Source organism: Achromobacter marplatensis, assembly GCF_002209535.1.
Lineage (GTDB): Bacteria > Pseudomonadota > Gammaproteobacteria > Burkholderiales > Burkholderiaceae_B > Achromobacter > Achromobacter marplatensis.
The window spans coordinates 453,903-471,181 of record NZ_NJIG01000006.1 but is presented as its reverse complement, the minus strand read 5'-3'; the positions used below and the strand labels follow the sequence as shown (position 1 = coordinate 471,181).

15 protein-coding genes and 6 tRNA genes are annotated in these 17,279 nt (G+C 65.5%); 17 read left to right on the top strand and 4 right to left on the bottom strand.

Features of this window, described 5'->3' with window-relative positions; all coding sequences use genetic code 11:
• Positions 1-216: 216 nt before the first annotated feature.
• Both CEY09_RS17445 and CEY09_RS17440 read left to right on the top strand, forming a co-directional pair.
• Complete coding sequence (locus CEY09_RS17445; RefSeq protein WP_088589603.1) at positions 217-894, top strand: VOC family protein; 678 nt, start codon at positions 217-219, stop codon at positions 892-894.
• Between the two features lie 58 nt (positions 895-952).
• Positions 953-1,663, top strand: coding sequence for an alanyl-tRNA editing protein (locus CEY09_RS17440; RefSeq protein WP_088589602.1), 711 nt, complete (start codon positions 953-955; stop codon positions 1,661-1,663).
• Positions 1,664-1,734: 71 nt separating this feature from the next.
• On the opposite strand, the gene CEY09_RS17435 is transcribed toward CEY09_RS17440, so the two are convergent.
• A complete protein-coding gene (locus tag CEY09_RS17435; protein ID WP_088589601.1) occupies positions 1,735-2,502 on the bottom strand; it encodes a phosphatase PAP2 family protein in 768 nt (255 codons plus the stop codon).
• A gap of 170 nt (positions 2,503-2,672) precedes the next feature.
• Between CEY09_RS17435 and miaB the strand changes: the two genes are divergently transcribed.
• The 5 genes from miaB to lnt all read left to right on the top strand — a co-directional run bounded on the left by miaB (position 2,673) and on the right by lnt (position 8,290).
• On the top strand, positions 2,673-4,121 hold the full coding sequence (gene miaB / locus CEY09_RS17430; protein ID WP_006222706.1) for a tRNA (N6-isopentenyl adenosine(37)-C2)-methylthiotransferase MiaB: 1,449 nt from the start codon (positions 2,673-2,675) through the stop codon (positions 4,119-4,121).
• Positions 4,118-5,143, top strand: coding sequence for a PhoH family protein (locus CEY09_RS17425; RefSeq protein ID WP_088589600.1), 1,026 nt, complete (start codon positions 4,118-4,120; stop codon positions 5,141-5,143). The genes miaB and CEY09_RS17425 overlap by 4 nt, the downstream gene beginning before the upstream one ends.
• Positions 5,133-5,609 carry an rRNA maturation RNase YbeY gene (gene ybeY / locus CEY09_RS17420; protein WP_088589599.1) on the top strand — a complete coding sequence of 159 codons (477 nt, stop codon included), beginning with the start codon at positions 5,133-5,135 and terminating at the stop codon, positions 5,607-5,609. The genes CEY09_RS17425 and ybeY overlap by 11 nt, the downstream gene beginning before the upstream one ends.
• A 165-nt stretch (positions 5,610-5,774) precedes the next feature.
• Complete coding sequence (locus tag CEY09_RS17415) at positions 5,775-6,665, top strand: HlyC/CorC family transporter (RefSeq protein WP_088589598.1); 891 nt, start codon at positions 5,775-5,777, stop codon at positions 6,663-6,665.
• Positions 6,662-8,290, top strand: coding sequence for an apolipoprotein N-acyltransferase (lnt, locus tag CEY09_RS17410; RefSeq protein ID WP_088589597.1), 1,629 nt, complete (start codon positions 6,662-6,664; stop codon positions 8,288-8,290). Before CEY09_RS17415 ends, lnt begins: the two co-directional genes overlap by 4 nt.
• A 7-nt stretch (positions 8,291-8,297) precedes the next feature.
• Here lnt and CEY09_RS17405 read toward each other — a convergent pair whose 3' ends face one another.
• Entirely contained in the window at positions 8,298-9,353 is a 1,056-nt protein-coding gene (locus CEY09_RS17405) for an aldo/keto reductase (protein WP_088589596.1), read from the bottom strand.
• A 363-nt stretch (positions 9,354-9,716) separates the two neighbouring features.
• On the opposite strand from CEY09_RS17405, the gene CEY09_RS17400 reads away from it, so the two are divergent.
• The 9 genes from CEY09_RS17400 to CEY09_RS17360 all read left to right on the top strand — a co-directional run bounded on the left by CEY09_RS17400 (position 9,717) and on the right by CEY09_RS17360 (position 14,329).
• Positions 9,717-9,792, top strand: a tRNA-Ala gene (locus tag CEY09_RS17400).
• A gap of 32 nt (positions 9,793-9,824) precedes the next feature.
• Positions 9,825-9,900: transfer RNA gene (locus CEY09_RS17395), tRNA-Glu, on the top strand.
• A gap of 78 nt (positions 9,901-9,978) precedes the next feature.
• Positions 9,979-10,055 (top strand) — tRNA-Asp (locus tag CEY09_RS17390).
• 106 nt (positions 10,056-10,161) lie between these two features.
• Positions 10,162-10,237, top strand: a tRNA-Ala gene (locus CEY09_RS17385).
• A gap of 47 nt (positions 10,238-10,284) precedes the next feature.
• Positions 10,285-10,360, top strand: a tRNA-Glu gene (locus CEY09_RS17380).
• A 72-nt stretch (positions 10,361-10,432) separates the two neighbouring features.
• Positions 10,433-10,509: transfer RNA gene (locus tag CEY09_RS17375), tRNA-Asp, on the top strand.
• A 168-nt stretch (positions 10,510-10,677) separates the two neighbouring features.
• Positions 10,678-12,192 (top strand): helix-turn-helix transcriptional regulator, encoded by a 1,515-nt coding sequence (locus CEY09_RS17370; protein WP_088589595.1) that lies wholly within the window; start codon positions 10,678-10,680, stop codon positions 12,190-12,192.
• A gap of 251 nt (positions 12,193-12,443) precedes the next feature.
• Positions 12,444-13,469 (top strand): biotin synthase BioB, encoded by a 1,026-nt coding sequence (gene bioB / locus CEY09_RS17365; RefSeq protein ID WP_088589594.1) that lies wholly within the window; start codon positions 12,444-12,446, stop codon positions 13,467-13,469.
• Entirely contained in the window at positions 13,466-14,329 is an 864-nt protein-coding gene (locus CEY09_RS17360; protein ID WP_167390107.1) for a DMT family transporter, read from the top strand. Before bioB ends, CEY09_RS17360 begins: the two co-directional genes overlap by 4 nt.
• 11 nt (positions 14,330-14,340) lie before the next feature.
• Here CEY09_RS17360 and CEY09_RS17355 read toward each other — a convergent pair whose 3' ends face one another.
• Both CEY09_RS17355 and CEY09_RS17350 read right to left on the bottom strand, forming a co-directional pair.
• Positions 14,341-15,774, bottom strand: a complete 1,434-nt coding sequence (locus CEY09_RS17355) for an MFS transporter (protein ID WP_088589592.1) — start codon at positions 15,772-15,774, stop codon at positions 14,341-14,343.
• 86 nt (positions 15,775-15,860) lie between these two features.
• Positions 15,861-16,364 (bottom strand): peroxiredoxin, encoded by a 504-nt coding sequence (locus CEY09_RS17350; protein WP_088589591.1) that lies wholly within the window; start codon positions 16,362-16,364, stop codon positions 15,861-15,863.
• Between the two features lie 240 nt (positions 16,365-16,604).
• Between CEY09_RS17350 and CEY09_RS17345 the strand changes: the two genes are divergently transcribed.
• Positions 16,605-17,030, top strand: coding sequence for a hypothetical protein (locus CEY09_RS17345; protein ID WP_088589590.1), 426 nt, complete (start codon positions 16,605-16,607; stop codon positions 17,028-17,030).
• The last annotated feature ends 249 nt before the right edge of the window (positions 17,031-17,279 follow it).

Here is a 17,279-nt window from a genome sequence, read left to right as displayed (position 1 = left end):
TGCCTCCTGTTCCGGACAGATACTGCCTGACTACCTTGAGCTTGAAGTTCTCGTCGTACTTCGCCATGTAAAAACCCCCGAAGGTTGGATCTACGTCCAACTTTCGGGGGTCAGTTCACTTGCGACGGGTTTTTTATTTGGCCTGCCACTGTACTGCGCGTTCTTGTCCCTCTGTACGGGTACGAATGCGCCAGCATTGGCTACCATAGGAACACCATGAAACTATCCATCGATCATCTCGTCATCGCCGCGGCGGACCTTGCCAGCGGCACGCAATACGTTGCAGACCTTCTGGGCATCGCGCCGCAAGGCGGCGGCGTCCACCCGCGCATGGGCACCCATAACCGGGTGCTGGGCATGGCCGACGGCATCTACCTGGAAGTGATCGCCATCGATCCCGATGCGCCGCCGCCCGAGCGTGCACGCTGGTTTGGGCTTGATCAGGGCGACGTGCGCGCACGCCTGGAACAGGAGCCGTTCCTGGCGCACTGGGCGGCGCGGGTTGAAGCGCCCATGGACCTGACCCGCATGCAGGCCGAGCATCCCGAGCGCATCGCGCCCGTCATCCCCATGACCCGGGGCGAGCTGCGCTGGCGCTTGACGGTGCCGGACGATGGCAGCCTGCCGGTCTGGCGCGAAGCCGGCCATGCCGCAGGCGATGGCCTCCTGCCCACGCTGATCCAATGGGACGTGGACGCCTACCCCGGCATCAGCCTGCCGCGCCAACCCTTGAAGCTGGTCCGCCTGACGGGTAGCCATCCGCAGGCCGGCCTGCTGCGCCAGGGACTGACCTGGATGGGCGCAGACACCCTGATCGACCTTGAACAAGCCAGCGGCACCCCGCGCCTGTGGGCGCAGATCGAGACCCCCCAGGGCGTCAAGACGCTGGCATGAGCCCGGCACGACCCCACCCGATAACAACAATTCAACACCCCAAACCGGAGACCACCCTATGCCCGCCACCCGTAAACGATTCGACGACGAGCCCTACCTGGGCCAGTGCGACGCCACCGTCATCGCCGTGAATCCCGAGGGCATCGAACTGGACGAGACCGTCTGCTATGCGCGCAGCGGCGGCCAAGCGGGCGACAGCGGCACGCTGACCCTGGCGGACGGCCGCGTCCTGACGCTGACGGACACCGTCTACGCCGACGACCGCCAACGTATCCTCCACGTGCTGGACGGCGACGCCGCCCCGCAAGTCGGCGACCGCGTCACCGTGGCGATCGACTGGGCGCGCCGCCATCGGCTGATGCGCCTGCACACCTGTCTGCATTTGCTGGGTTCGCTGGTGCCCGCGCCGGTGACCGGGTGCAGCATTTCCCCCGACTCCGCCCGCATCGATTTCGACCTGCCCGAGTCCACGTTGGAAAAGACGGATCTGACCGAACGGCTGAATGCGCTGATCAACCGCGGCCTCGACGTCGCGGTCAACGGCATCACGCCCGAAGAGCTGGCCGCGCAACCCGACCTGGTCCGCACGGTGGGCGCCGCGCCTCCTGCCGGCACCGCGAAGATCCGCATCATCGACATCCCGGGCGTCGACCGCCAGCCCTGTGGCGGCACGCATGTGCGCAATACGACAGAGATCGGCGCCATCGCCGTCACCAAGATCGAAAAGAAGAGCCGCACCAACCGGCGCGTGGTGGTGGGCTTCGCTTAAAGCGGGCCCCATCCGACGCCATGAAAAAAGGGCCGCGAGTGGATCGCGGCCCTATTTATTCGTGCGGACGTTCAGCCCTTTTTCCACCACCGCCACGGCGCGCGCAGCGGCCATTGGTACTTGCTGCACAGCACGCGAGGCGCCAACACGTGGCCGACCAGCACGGCGATGCCGGCTGCGGTCATCACGTCGGACAGGTAGTGGTCCAGATTGACCAGCCGGCTCATCGCCACCAGCGCCGCCAGCAGCAGGAAGGCCGCGCGCCAGCGCGGGGCCAGGATGCCCAGGACGACCGCCACGGCGAACGCGGCATAGGTGTGGCTGGAGGGAAAGGAATTGAACTGCTGCACGCGCGAAAAGGATTCGCCCAGCCCGTAGATGCCTTTCTCGAAAAACAATTCGGGACGGGCCCGCGCCACCGACCGTTTCAGCACCAGCACCACCAGCCCGCCCACGGCCATCGTGGACAGCATCAGCAGGCTGCCGCGCGCCATGCTGGCGTAGCTCATGCGCAAGGGGTTGCGCCAGCCGCGCGCCAGGCCGATCAGGCCCACGACGTAAAAGGCCAGCGCCACGCCGATGTACGGGCCGCTCTCGCCCATTTGCCCCACCCATTCGAAGGACTCGTTCACGCCGTCGGACACCGACTGCTTGATCCAGATGGCCAGCGGCAGATCCACCCAGCGGGCGCAGGCAGCCGCCGCGGCAGCCAAGGCAACGCCCAGCAGCAACCAGGTGGCCAACGAGAACGGATTGCGGACTTCGTCCGGTACGGGCAGGCCAGGCGCGGCGGGGGCCGCAGGAGCGGCGACCGGAGGCGTCATGGGATTGGGTGTCATCGGTACCGCTCAAAGAAAATGAGAAATATTACCGCCCGCTGAAAGCCGGCCGGACCGCTATCGTAACGGCGACCGCCCGCGGCACCAAGGAACAATTTTCGCGCAAGGGTTAAAATTCCGCCTTTCCAGCCCATCAGCCCCCGGGATCTACACCCGTCACGGCGACCATCATGCAAGCTACCTCCCTGAAGCGCGGCAACGCGCCCGACGGCGGCAACGCCGCCTCCCCCCTCGCAGACGCCCTCGAAAACACCGGCGCCGGCTCCCCCCGCAAGCTGTATATCCGCACCTTCGGCTGCCAGATGAACGAGTACGACTCGGACAAGATGGCCGACGTGCTGCGTGGCGACCAGGGCCTTGAGCTGACCGACAACCCGGAAGAGGCCGACGTCATCCTGTTCAACACCTGTTCGGTGCGTGAGAAGGCGCAGGAAAAAGTCTTCTCGGACCTGGGCCGGGTGCAGCACTTGAAGAAAACGAACCCGAATCTGGTGATCGGGGTCGGAGGCTGCGTGGCCAGTCAGGAGGGCGCGGCCATCGTCAAGCGCGCGCCCTATGTGGACGTGGTGTTCGGCCCGCAGACCCTGCACCGCCTGCCCGACCTGATCGCACGCCGCCGCGCCGAAGGCCGGTCCCAGGTGGACATCAGCTTCCCCGAGATCGAAAAATTCGACAACATGCCGCCCCCGCGCGTCGACGGTGCGACCGCATTCGTCTCGATCATGGAAGGCTGTAGCAAGTATTGCAGCTTCTGCGTCGTGCCTTACACGCGCGGCGAGGAAGTCTCGCGCCCCTTCGAAGACGTGCTGGTCGAAGTGGCCGACCTGGCCGACCAGGGCGTCAAGGAAGTGACGCTGCTGGGCCAGAACGTGAACGCCTACCGCGGCAAGATGGAAGGCACGGACGACATCGCCGACTTCGCCATGCTGCTGGAGTACGTGCACGAGATCCCCGGCATCGAGCGCATTCGCTACACGACCTCGCACCCCAAGGAAATGACCCAGCGCATGGTGGACGCCTATGCCCGCCTGCCCAAACTGGTGTCGTTCCTGCACCTGCCCGTGCAAGCCGGCAGCGACCGGGTGCTGGCCGGCATGAAGCGCGGCTACACCACGCTGGAATTCAAGTCGGTGGTCCGTCGCCTGCGCGCCGCCCGCCCCGACCTGACTCTGTCGTCCGACTTCATCGTGGGTTTTCCCGGCGAAACGGAAGAAGACTTCGAAAAGACGATGAAGCTGATCGAGGACGTTGGTTTCGACACCTCGTTCTCGTTCGTCTACTCGCGCCGCCCGGGCACGCCCGCGGCCGACCTGACCGACGATACGCCGCAAGACGTCAAGCTGCGCCGGCTGCAGCGCCTGCAGGCGCTGATCAACGAGCAGGCGGCCACCATCGCCCGCAACATGGTCGGCACGCGCCAGCGCCTGCTGGTGGAAGGCCCCTCGCGCCGCGACCCCAACGAACTGATGGGCCGCACCGAGAACAACCGCATCGTGAACTTCGCCGCGCCCGCGCGGCTCATCGGACAAATGGTCGACGTCATCATCACCGAAGCGCACACCAATTCGTTGCGCGCCCGGGTGGCAGACGTAGACCGCGTTCCCCAAGAGGCCGAATGACCACTCCCCGTTCCCGCGCCCGTCGCAGCATGCCCGCCGTCGTCAACCTGGACGGCGACAACACCCACCTGGCCAATCTGTGCGGCCCGCTGGACGAAAACCTGCGGCAGCTTGCCGACGGCATGGGGGTCAAGCTCTCGCGCCGCGGCAGCCGCGTCACCATCGAAGGCGAACAGGCTGAACTGGCCGGCCGGGTGCTGCGGCGCTTCCATGAGCAGGCCGTGCACCGCGCCCTGTCGGTCGACGACATCCAGCTGGGCCTGGTCGAGATCGGCGTGGGACGGCTGGAAGAGAAGCAGAGGGACGAGCCGGCGCGCGAAGCCGACCCGCTGCCCGCCCTGGACGACGAAAGCGACGGCATCGCGCTGCGCACCAAGCGCAGCGACCTGCGCCCGCGCACGCCGCGCCAGCGCGACTACCTGAACAACATCCTCAAGCACGACATCACCTTCGGCGTGGGCCCCGCCGGCACCGGCAAGACCTGGCTGGCTGTGGCCTGCGCCATCGACGCGATGGAACGCGACACGGTGCAGCGCCTGGTGCTGACCCGGCCGGCCGTCGAAGCCGGCGAGCGCCTGGGATTTCTGCCCGGCGACCTGGCCCAGAAAGTCGACCCGTATCTGCGCCCGCTGTATGACGCGCTCTACGATCTGATGGGCTTCGAGAAGGTGCAACGCCTGTTCGAAAAGCAGACGATCGAGATCGCCCCGCTGGCCTACATGCGCGGCCGCACGCTGAACCATGCCTTCGTCATCCTGGATGAAGCCCAGAACACCACGCCGGAACAGATGAAGATGTTCCTGACGCGGATCGGCTTCGGCAGCAAGGCCGTGATCACCGGCGACCCGTCGCAGGTGGACCTGCCGCGCGGCCAGGACAGCGGCCTGGCCCATGCGGTCAAGGTGCTGCACGACGTCCAGGGCATCGCCACCACCCGTTTCACCAGCCGCGATGTCGTGCGCCACCCGCTGGTCGCCCGCATCGTCGACGCCTACGACCGCGCCTCCGAAAATGAAGCCTGAGCTGTCCCTGTCCGTCCAGTACGGGGTGGAAGAACCCCGCCTGCCCCGCTGGCGCCTGCGCCGGTGGGCTGAACGCGCCCTGGCCGCCGCGGCGCAAGACGGCCTGGTCGAATTCTCGGCCGCCGAACTCAGCCTGCGGCTGGTCGGCGCCGCCGAAGGCCGCCGCCTGAACCGGGATTTCCGCGAACGCGATTACGCCACCAACGTATTGACGTTTGAGTACGGCGTGGATCCCCTGGGCGTGGCCCGCGGCGACATCGTCATGTGCGTGCCCGTGCTGGTGCGCGAGGCCCGGGAACAGCGCAAGCCGCTGCTGGACCACGCCGCCCACCTGACGCTGCACGGCGTGCTGCATTCGCTGGGCTATGACCACATCAAGGCGCGTGACGCCAAGCGGATGGAAGCACTGGAAACCGCCACGCTGGCGCAGATGGGCATTGCCGATCCCTACGTCGCGGCAGACTAGCGCCAACCCGGCGCGGGCACTTCGGGTCTACCCCTAGAAATTGCAGGAAAATGGCGCCAAGCAAGACGCAGATGCCGTCGATTGGCCCCATTTTCATGGCCTCCGTTACAAACGGGAAGCCAGTTTCGGTTATGCTGGCCCCTCCATAACTTGTCCTCCCGGACGATGTCTGACCCTTACCCTGCTCCCGAAGCGACCTCTGCTCGCTCAGCCAAACCCGCCACCAAATCCCTTCTAGACCGCCTGCTTTCCCTTGTGCGCCGAGAGCCCGAGGACCGCGAAGGCATCAAGGCCATTCTGGAAGCCGCGCACGACCGCAACCTGCTGGACGCGGAGTCCTACAAGATGATCAAGGGCGCGCTGGCCGTGTCCGAGGGCACCGTCGGCGACATCATGGTTCCGCGCTCGCGCATGGACCTGCTGGACGTCACCCAGCCCATCCCCTATCTGGTGGCCACGGTGATCGAAACCGCGCATTCGCGTTTTCCGGTCTACGAAGGCGACCGCGACAACATCATCGGCATCCTGCTGGCCAAGGATCTGCTGCGCTGCATGCTGGAACCCGGTATCGAAGTGCGCACGCTGGTCCGCCCCGCCGTGTTCATCCCCGAATCCAAGCGCCTGAACGTGCTGTTGCACGAATTCCGAGCCAGCCGCAACCACCAGGCCATCGTCATCGATGAGCATGGCGGCATTTCCGGCCTGGTCACGATGGAAGACGTGCTGGAGCAGATCGTCGGCGACATCGAAGACGAATTCGACGAAACCGAAGAAGACTCGATCTTCCCGGAAGGCGAAAACCAGTGGCGCGTGCTGGCCGCCACGGATATCTCGCACTTCAACGAGGTGTTCGGCTGCCAGTTGCCCGACGACGAATACGACAGCGTCGGCGGCTGGATGGGCGGCCAATTGGGCCGCATCCCCCGCCGTGGCGACATCGCCGAATTCGACGGCCTGCGCATGGAAGTGGCGCGCGGCGACGCCCGCCGCGCCATCTGGCTGCGCGTCAAGCGCAACACCCCCACCGAAACTTCCCGCCCCACCGACGACGCATGAGCCGTACCCCGCGCAGCCGACTCCTGCGCGGCGCCGCCGGCTTGATGCTGGCGGGCGCCGTGCACGCCCTGACCTTCGCGCCCGGCCCCTTGCCGGATTGGGCGCTGGCCATCACGCAGATCCTGGCGCTGGCGATCGCCGCGCGCGTCACCCTCACCGCCCCGTCGGCCAAACAGGCCTGGGCGCGCGGATGGCTGTTCGCGTTCGTCACCTATGCGGTGGGTCTGTACTGGCTCTTCATCAGCATGCATCGCTACGGCGATCTGGCCGCGCCGCTGGCGGTTGCCGGCGTGCTTGCGCTGTCTTCCTTCCTGGCGCTGTTTCCCGCCACGGCCAGCGCGCTCGCACGCCGCTACACGCCGCTGGAAAACGGCGCGCCGCCCTTCCGTATCCTGGCCGCCACACTGGCCTGGGCCGCGCTGTGGGCAGGCTTCGAATGGCTGCGGGCCGTGCTGCTGACCGGCTTCCCGTGGCTGAATATCGGTTACGCACAGGTCGACAGCCCCATCGCCGGCTGGGCGCCCATCGTCGGGGTGCACGGCATGGCGTTCGTCGCCGCGTTCGTCGCGGCCGCGATCGCCAGCCTGTGGCAACCGTCCCGCAAAAAGGCCATGGACTCACGCCAGGCACTGGCCGCCGGCATCGCCGTCGCGCTGGCCGCCGCCGGCTGGCCGCTGTCGCGCGTGGACTGGTCCTCGCCCACCGGCGATCCGCTCAACGTGCGGCTGGTCCAGGGCAACATCGAACAGTCGCAAAAGTTCGATCCCGCCCTGCTGGAACAAAGCCTGGTGCGCCACCTGGAAATGACGGCGCTGCCGCCGGCGGCGGGCGTTCCCGCGCCGCAACTGGTGATCCTGCCCGAAACCGTGCTGCCGATCTTCCAGGACCAGCTGGATCCGCGCGTCTGGGACGCCTGGCGCGGCGTGGCCGCGCAACGCAACATGACCATCGCCATGGGCGTGCCGCTGCACGACCGCGTCAATGGCCGCGACCGCTACACCAACAGCGTGATGGGCTTTGACGGCAATACGCCGGTCGAACAGCTTGTCGCCGGCAGCACCGCCATGCGCTACGACAAGCGCCACCTGGTGCCTTGGGGCGAATACGTGCCGCCAGGATTCCACTGGTTCGTGGACATGCTGAACATCCCGCTGGGCGATTTCGACCGCGGCGGGGAACGCCAGACGCCCTTCGCGGTGGGCGGCCAGCACATTGCCTTCAACATCTGCTACGAAGACCTGTTCGGCCCCGACCTGCTGCCGGCGCTGCTGCCCGGCCCGAACGGCGAGGCGGGCGCGACCATCCTGGTCAACGTCAGCAATCTGGGATGGTTCGGCGATTCCTGGGCCTTGCGCCAGCATCTGCAGATCGGCCGGCTGCGCACCATGGAAACCGCTCGCCCGATGCTCACGGCCACCAATACCGGCATCACCGCCGCCATTGATGCCAAGGGCCATGTCGCCGCCCAGCTTGCGCCTTTGCAGGCGGGCGTGCTGCCGGTGTCGGTGCAAGGCATGACGGGCCTGACGCCCTACGCGCGCTTCGGCGACAAGATCGCGTTGGCGCTGGTGGGCCTGGCGCTGATCGCCGCCTTCGGCAGCAGCCGCAAAACGCGCCGCGGCTGATCGGGACTCAGGCGAAGAGGTTGGCGGGCAGCTTGCCGCTGTCTTCCGGCGGGCGCAGCGGTCCGGCACCCGCGCCCGTCAATTCGATGGCCTCGGCGACGGCATCCAGGTCGTCGCCATCCAACTCCAATTCCGCAGCGCCCAGCAGCCCGTTGACCTGGGCGGCGCTACGCGCGCCGACGATGGCGCCCGTCACCCCGGGCCACGCCAGCGTCCACGCGGCAGCCACCGCGGCGACGGTCGTGCCATGCCGTTCTGCGATGGGTTTGAGGGCGTCAGCCAGGGCCAGATTGCGCGTCAGATTGGGCGGCATGAATTCCGCATGGCGCGCGCGCCAGTCATCAGCGGGCAACGCGCGGGCGCGCTCGGCCGAAAAACCGCCGGTCAGCAGGCCGGATTGCATCGGGCTGTAGACGATCACACCGACGTCATGCGCCGCGCACCACGGAATCAGGTCGGCCGCGGCTGCGCGCTGGATCGCCGAGAATGGCGGCTGCAGCGAATCCACGTGGCCCAGCGCTTCGGCATCCTGCAATTGCGCCAGGTTATGGTTCGACAAACCGATGGCGCCGACCTTCCCCGCCTGCTTCAAGTCCAGCAGTTCCTGCCAGTAGCGCTCGATCGGCGTGCCGTCGCCCGCCGGCCAATGCATCTGGTAGAGGTCGATACGTTCGACCCCCAGCCGCCGCAACGAGTCCTCGACTTCGCGGCGAATGCTGGCGGGTGCGCCCGTACGGCGCGGCGTCGCCATCGGGTTCTCAGCAGACCACGTCAGCCCGCACTTGGTGAAGACATAAGGCCTGTCGCCGGGCGCCATCTGCGCCAGCGCCCGCCGCACGATTTCTTCGGAATGCCCCAACCCGTACACCGCCGCGGTGTCGATCCAGTTGATGCCCCGGTCCACCGCCAGGCGGATGGCGGCGATGGAATCGGCGTCGTCTTGCGGCCCCCAACCCACCGCCCAGCCATTGCCGCCGATGGCCCAGGCGCCCAGGCCGATACGCGTGATGGCCATGCCGCTGCGTCCAAGCGGCCGGGTGGGAAACGAAGTCTGTGTGCTCATGCCAGGTACCCGAGTGAATTCGACCGAATTTTTTTCACGCGAAAGGCGCATGATGAATAAAAAAATTCACTCCCACCATAGCATTTGCACAAGTCTTTGATTTTCTTGGAATCTGCATCAATCAACCACGGCCCGTGATTCACCGGATCGCGCACAAAATGCGCAAAAATGGCGATCCAACCCCAGTTTTTTTGCCCGTTTTACGCTTTTTGCCGCAAAGCGACTTGCACACCCGATTTTGTTCGTGCATAATCTCGTTTCTTCGCCAACGGCACTAAACAAAACCGGCAACGAACTACGAAAAAGCGCACTATAAAACGTGTGTTTCGATCGTAAAACGTAGCAGGAATTGGTTAGAAGAACGGGGGTATAGCTCAGCTGGGAGAGCGCTTGCATGGCATGCAAGAGGTCAGCGGTTCGATCCCGCTTACCTCCACCAGCCAAAGCGAAGAAAGTAGTTTGTAAGTCCAAGTCCCCTTCGTCTAGAGGCCTAGGACATCACCCTTTCACGGTGAGTACAGGGGTTCGAATCCCCTAGGGGACGCCAGTTTTTCTGGCATGCAGGTCGCAGTAAAGCAGTAGATAAGTGCAGTTGAAGTGACAAAGTAGTTGAGTAAGCCGCTGCGGAGCGGTAGTTCAGTTGGTTAGAATACCGGCCTGTCACGCCGGGGGTCGCGGGTTCGAGCCCCGTCCGCTCCGCCAAAAGCTCTCTTGCTCTGAGTCTTTCAAGAGCTCCGTCTTCGGGGCTTTTTGCTTTTATAGAGTGTGAGACCTTGTTGTCTGTAGCGTGAGACATCAGGGCGCCCTGGGGGGTATAGCTCAGCTGGGAGAGCGCTTGCATGGCATGCAAGAGGTCAGCGGTTCGATCCCGCTTACCTCCACCAGTACGCAGTACCGTAGTAAAGTTGTTTTGCAGTTCTGTTCAGTTCAGGTCCCCTTCGTCTAGAGGCCTAGGACATCACCCTTTCACGGTGAGTACAGGGGTTCGAATCCCCTAGGGGACGCCAGCTTTTTCTGGCATGCAGTACCAAGCTGCCTTGACACCGCAGTGTAGTGATGAAGTTCAAGTAAACCGCTGCGGAGCGGTAGTTCAGTTGGTTAGAATACCGGCCTGTCACGCCGGGGGTCGCGGGTTCGAGCCCCGTCCGCTCCGCCAAGCACTTTGTGCTTGATCGCATGGCAGCACATCGCTGAAGCTCCGGATTCCGGAGCTTTTTGCTTTTCTGCGCCCGCCGCACTCTCTACCCTCCCCCCCGCCGCGAAGACTCGTCCGTTTTGCTCTCTGGACAGCAGCGTCGTGCGCCTTCATCCTGTGGGCTCATGCATGCGAACCGAAGAGGCCTACGTGACCGAAAACGCCGCCACACCCCAAGCGCATCGCCAACACCTGCAAAGCATCATCGCGGGTTTGAATGAAGGCATCATCGTGCTCGAACCCGACGGCGCCATCGCCTGGGCCAACGACAGCGCGCTTGAACTGCACGGCGTCGACACGCTGACGGAGTTGGGCGGTACCCCCGCCGGCTACCGCAAACGCTACACGCTCACCTACCGCAACCATCATCGCGTTGCCGCCCGCCAATATCCCCTGGACCGGCTGGCCGCCGGCGAACCGTTCGACGACCTGCTGGTGGACCTGGGCCGCAAGGACGACGAGGACTTCCTGCGCAACCTGCGCGCCCGCGGCCTGAACCTGGACAGCGACAACGGCGTCGACTACCGCGTGCTGATTCTGCACGACCAGACTGCCCAACTGAACGCCGAGCAACGCTTCGAACGCACCTTCGGCGCCAACCCGGCGCCGGCGTTGATCTGCCGACTGTCCGATCTGCGCTACGTGAAAGTGAACGAGGGGTTCCTGGAGATGACGGGCTACACGCGCGAAGCCGTGCTGGGCAAGTCGGCCTATGAACTGGACGTGCTGGACGGCGGCGAAGACAAGGAAGCCGCGGTCGCCAAATTGAATGAAGGCCAGACCATCGCGCAACGCGAAGGCGTGGTGAAGACAGCCGATGGTGGCGCGAAATTCGTGATGGTGGCCGGTCAACCCATCGATATGCAGGACGAGCCCTGCATGCTGTTCACCTTCATCGATCTGGAGGCGCGCAAGCGCACCGAAGTCGCGCTGCGTGAAAGCGAGGAGCGCTTCTCCAAGGCGTTCCTGCTGGCGCCGGTGCCGATGGCCGTGTGCGAAGGCGATACCCTGCATGTGCTGGACATCAATGAAGCGTTCGCAGCAGTCACCGGGGCCGAGCCTGAAGCCAGCGTGGGCCAGGCCCTGACCGACTTGGGGCTGCAGCCCTACGAGGGTATGGCGGCCAGCCTGAAGCGGGGAGAAAGCGCCCGCAACCGCGAAGCCACGTTAAGCACGCAGGACGGCGGCAAGCTGGACTGCCTGGTGTCGGCCGAACCGGTGATGATCGGCGGCCAGCGCCGCCTGTTGATCGTGATGCAGGACATCACCGAACGCAAACGCTCCGAGACCGAACTGCTTGCCGCGATCGAGGCGGTGATGCAGGACACGTCCTGGTTCAGCCGAGGCATCATCGAAAAGCTGGCGCAACTGCGCGAGCCCGCACCCGCGACCCGTGACGTCGCGGAGCTGGCGCAGTTGACCACCCGTGAACGCGAAGTGCTGGGCCTGTTATGCCAGGGCCATGACGACGACGGCATCGCCAAGAGCCTGAAGTTGTCGCGCAACACCGTGCGCAACCATGTGGCCACGATCTACAGCAAGATCGGGGTACACCGACGCAGCGCGGCAATCGTGTGGGCGCGCGACCGGGGCATAACGGGCCACGAATCGACGCGCATCCGGGCCAAACCGGGCAAGGAATAGGCTGCTCGGTCCGATATTTACAATTGGAATCAAAATATTCGAGGGTGCGGCGTCAGCGAAGATGACGCCGCGTTAATCCTCGGCAACGCCCAAAATCTTCGATTTCTGGAAAATATGGCGCTAACTGCCCTGCATTTTCCGCATCTTCTCCTGCATTGCGCAAACCCTGCGCAGGTTCTTACGATCCGCCGATCCCGCCCTTGCTTCCCGGCAAGCGCGCGATTTCCGGAAAGACCGACAGGAGCCCGTTCATGCAGACCGCCTACATCCCCGTCCCGACGACGTCCAAGCACTTGCCCGCGCCCGCCTGGAGCGCCGTCGACGTCATGGCGCTTTACGAGCTGCCCTTCATGGACCTGGTGCATCGCGCCCAACAGGTCCACCGCGCCCACTTCGATCCGAACACCATCCAACTGTCCAGCCTGCTGTCGATCAAGACCGGCGGCTGTCCGGAGGACTGCGCGTATTGCCCGCAGTCTTCGCACTACGACACCGGGCTGGACGCCGACAAGCTGATGCCGCTGGCGGACGTGGTTGCCGCCGCCCGCGCCGCGCAGGCAGGCGGCGCGCAGCGCTTTTGCATGGGCGCCGCCTGGCGCAGCCCGAAGCCGCATCACCTGGAAGCCGTGGCCGAGATGGTCACCGCGGTCAAGGCGCTGGGCCTGGAGACCTGCGTCACGCTGGGCATGCTGCGCGACGGCCAGGCTGAACAGCTGAAAGAGGCCGGCCTGGACTACTACAACCACAACCTGGACACCTCGCCCGAGTTCTACGGCAAGATCATTTCCACCCGCACCTACCAGGACCGCCTGGATACGCTGGACCGCGTGCGCGACGCCGGCATCAACGTGTGCTGCGGCGGCATCGTGGGCATGGGTGAATCGCGGCGCGAACGCGCCGGCCTGATCGCTCAACTGGCCAGCATGGAGCCCTACCCCGAGTCGGTGCCGATCAACAATCTGGTGCAGGTCGAAGGCACGCCGCTGGCCAACGTGGAAGCGCTGGATCCTTTCGAGTTCGTGCGCACCATCGCCGTTGCACGCATCACCATGCCGCGTGCCGCGGTGCGCCTGTCGGCCGGCCGCGAAGCGATGGACGATGCGTTGCAGGCGCTGTGCTTCATGGCGGGCGCCAACTCCATGTTCTACGGCGACGCGCTGCTGACCACCGCCAACCCGCAAATGGAAGCCGACCAGCGCCTGCTGCAGCGTCTGGGCATGCGGGTGGACGCGTCGCAACATCATCACCAGCCCGTCGAAGGCGCGACGTGCCGCTGACGCCTGGCGTGCTGTATCTGCTGGCCAGCGTCACATGCAGCGTCACCGTCGCGGTGCTGCTGAAGCTGGCCCGCCGGTACGAGGTGGACGTGCGTCAGGCCGTCGCCGTGAACTACGCGGTGGCCGCCCTGCTCTGCTGGGGCGTACTGCGCCCGGATCCGTCCACCTTGGTAACGCCGCACACGCCCTGGGCCGTCCTGGCCGCGCTGGGCGTGCTGCTGCCCAGCGTCTTCCTGGCGATGGCGGCCGCGGTGCGCCACGCTGGCATCGTGCGCAGCGACGCGGCGCAGCGCCTGTCGCTGTTCATTCCCCTGCTGGCCGCGTTCCTGCTGTTCGGCGAACCCGTCAGCGGCCGCAAGCTGGCGGCGATCCTGCTGGCGTTCAGCGCGCTGGCCTGCCTGCTGCGCCGCCCTGCCTCCACCGCACAACCGTCCCCGGACAGCCGGGCGGCCTGGTTATGGCCCCTGGTGGTCTGGGCGGGTTATGGGGTGATCGACATCCTGTTCAAGCAAGTCGCGCGCGCCGGCACCGCCTTTGCCGGCGGTCTGTTGCTGGCCTTCGTACTGGCGGGTGTGCTGATGCTGGGGGTGCTGCTGTGCCGCCGGGTCCGCTGGGAGCGCCGCCACGTGCTTGCAGGCGTGGCGCTAGGCCTGGCCAACTTCGGCAACATCCTGACCTATATTCGCGCCCACCAGTCATTGCCCGAGCACCCGGCACTGGTCTTCGCCTCCATGAACATGGGCGTGATCACGCTGGGCACGTTGGTCGGCGCCCTGGCCTTCCGCGAGCCGCTGACCCGCGTCAACCTGCTGGGCATCGTCCTGGCGCTGGCCGCCATCGTGTTGATGGCGCCCTGGTAGGCGCGCTCGCCTCAGGTGCCGGTACGGCGCTCGCGTTCGACGGCGTCCTCGGCCTCGGGCGGGCCCGAGTCGGCTGCCGCAGCACCGGCTGCCGCAGCATCGGCTGCCGCAGCCTCGGCCGTCGGCTCCTCCGCGGCTGCAGGTTCAACGGCCGCCGGTGTGGGCGCCGCCGACGGATCGGGCTGCACCATTTCCATGGCGATATCGTTTTCGGGGTCCACGCGTGGATCCAGCACGGCCGCCGCGGGCGAGCTTTGCAGCGTGTCGGGCATGGGCACGAAGTGGGTCGGCGCTTCGTCGACCTGATGCGCGCCGGTGACGCGCGTGGGGCGCACCTGCCAGACCAGGATCAGCGCGCAGGCCGAAATGAAGACGTAGTACATGCTGGGCCCGGCCAAAGACATCAGCAGGCCCGCGACCATCGGGCCAATACAGGCGCCCACGCCATAGGTCATGAGCAGCACGGCGGACAGGCTGACGCGGCGCTCGGATTCGACGTGGTCGTTCGCGAACGCGGCGCCCAGCGGATACAAAGTGAACTGCAACACGCCAAAGACGCACGACAAGGCCACCATGGCCCAGTACGGCAAGACCAGCCAGCCCCACATCACGGTGGGCAGCAGCACCAGCAGCAAGGCGTTGAAGCGGATCAGCCCGGCACGGTTGATGCGGTCGGACAGCCAGCCCATCGGCCATTGCGACAGCAGGCCGGCGGTGACGGCGGCGGCGACGAAGATCGCAGCCTGGGACGTGGACAAGCCATGCTTGGCGCCGTAGACGGCCGCCAGGCCATAGAACGCCCCGGAAAGGTTGCCCGCCACGAACAGCACCGTCATCGACAACGGCACGCGGCGCATGAAAAAGCGGATGTCCAGCGGCGCCGGCAGCGGCGTGGGGGGGTGCGAACGCGCCGTGACGGCGATCGGCACCAGGCACAGCACCAGGCACATGGCCACCAGGGTCAACGGCCGCAGGTCCAGCGTGGCATAGGCGGTCAGCGCCAATTGCCCCAGCACCGTACCCAGGCCGGACACCACCATGTAGACGGAAAACACGCGGCCGCGCTGATGGTTTTCCGTCTGTTCGTTCAGCCAGCTTTCGATGACCATGAATTCGGTCACCATCACCACGCCGGAAATGATGCGGAAAACCAGCCAGAGCGGCATGGAATCGACCAGCGTCTGCGCCAGAATCATGCTGGTGGCAATGGCCGCACAGGCGACGAACGCGCGGATATGGCCCACGCGGATGATGAGCCTGTGCCCCAACCGCGCCCCACACACCAGGCCCAGGTAGTAGCCGGCGATCAACACGCCGATCCACACCTCGCTGACCGACTGCGCAGTCAGGCGCAAGCCCATGTAGGTGTTGAACAGACCCGTGCCGATAAGCATCAGCAAGGTCGCGAAATACAGCGACGAGAAAGAAGAGAGGGTGGCGAGCATGGCGTTGGCAACCGCTGCTGGCATTAGCACGGCAGGCTGCAAAGGCAGCCTGCCGCGTTGAGCGGTAAAACAGGAACTACGTTAGATCAGACTTGCGACAACATCGTGGCGGCGTCGCTGACTTCGAACTTGCCAGCCGCTTCCACGTTCAGTTGCTTGACCACGCCGTCGACGATCAGGGCCGAGTAGCGTTGCGAACGCACGCCCATGCCGCGTGCGATCAGATCCAGTTCGAGGCCGAGTTCCTTGGTCCACAGCGCCGAGCCGTCAGCCAGCATGCGGACCTTGCCGTCGGTCTTTTGCTCGCGGCCCCAGGCGCCCATGACGAACGCGTCGTTGACGGACACGCACCAGATTTCATCCACGCCCTTGGCCTTCAGCGCAGCAGCTTGCTCGACGTAGCCAGGCAGATGCTTGGCCGAGCAGGTCGGGGTGAAGGCGCCCGGAACGGCGAACAGCGCAATGGTCTTGCCGCGGGTCAGGTCGGCGACCTGGAACGCGTTGGGGCCCAGCGAGCAGCCGGCGGTTTCGGTTTCGATGAATTCGGTCAGGGTGCCATCCGGCACGCGGTCGCCGACTTTGATCGTCATGTATATCTCCAGGATGTAAGGGTGTTGCATTGAGGCAGGAGCGCCTCACAACCTCCATCATAGTTCCTGTGCGGCCTGCCTGCTGCCCGACAAGGCTCGGGAAAAAAAGAAGCACAGTCTGAAACGACTCCACACCCCCGCATCACCTCATGGAAACGGCTGCTTGCCATAATGATGTAGTAACCCACGCCCGCCGCGGCCGCGTCGACCGGCGCGCGGGCATCAAGCGGAGATTCACCGATGCGCAAGATCTTGACTGGCCTGGCCTGGGTCCTGGCCACCGCCGCCGCCCCGGCCTGGGCGGCCCCGGACGCGAACGAACAGGCCCAATACGATTCCTTCGTCGTCGCCGCAGGCGCCTCCAACGGCGCCGCCCGCGCCTGCGGGGCGTCCGAACCCGACCTGGCCCAACACCAGGCGACCGCCAAGAAGAACCTGACGCAGTACGCGCAGGAATACGGGTTTTCTGCGAGCGGCTACGAGGCCCTTTATCAGAAGGGCTTGAGCGAAGGGAAGACCATGATGGACGAGATGAAGCGGTCCGGCGTGGACGGCTGCCGGGGAGTCCTCGGGAGCTTTCAGAACGAGCGCGTGATCAGTTACGAAGATATGAAGAATGCGCTGGCTGAGGTGAGCGATGGGTTACCGGGGGAGAGTGCGCAGTAGTTTTTTTGGTTGTTTTTGGGTTGTTTTTAGCGTTGAAGGTTGGGTTCTTTATACGCCCGGCGCGGCGGTGGCCCGGGGCGCGGGGGGGCAACGATTGCGGTCCGGAGCCTTCGCTCCGGACTTCCCCCTAGTCATCCTCGTTGTTGCCTGCGGCAACTGCCTTCGGATTCCCTCGGGCTGATCGACGCCCCCCGCACCCCGGGCCACCGCCACGCCGGGCTCTGATAGTTGCAATCTGGCGTCAGCGGG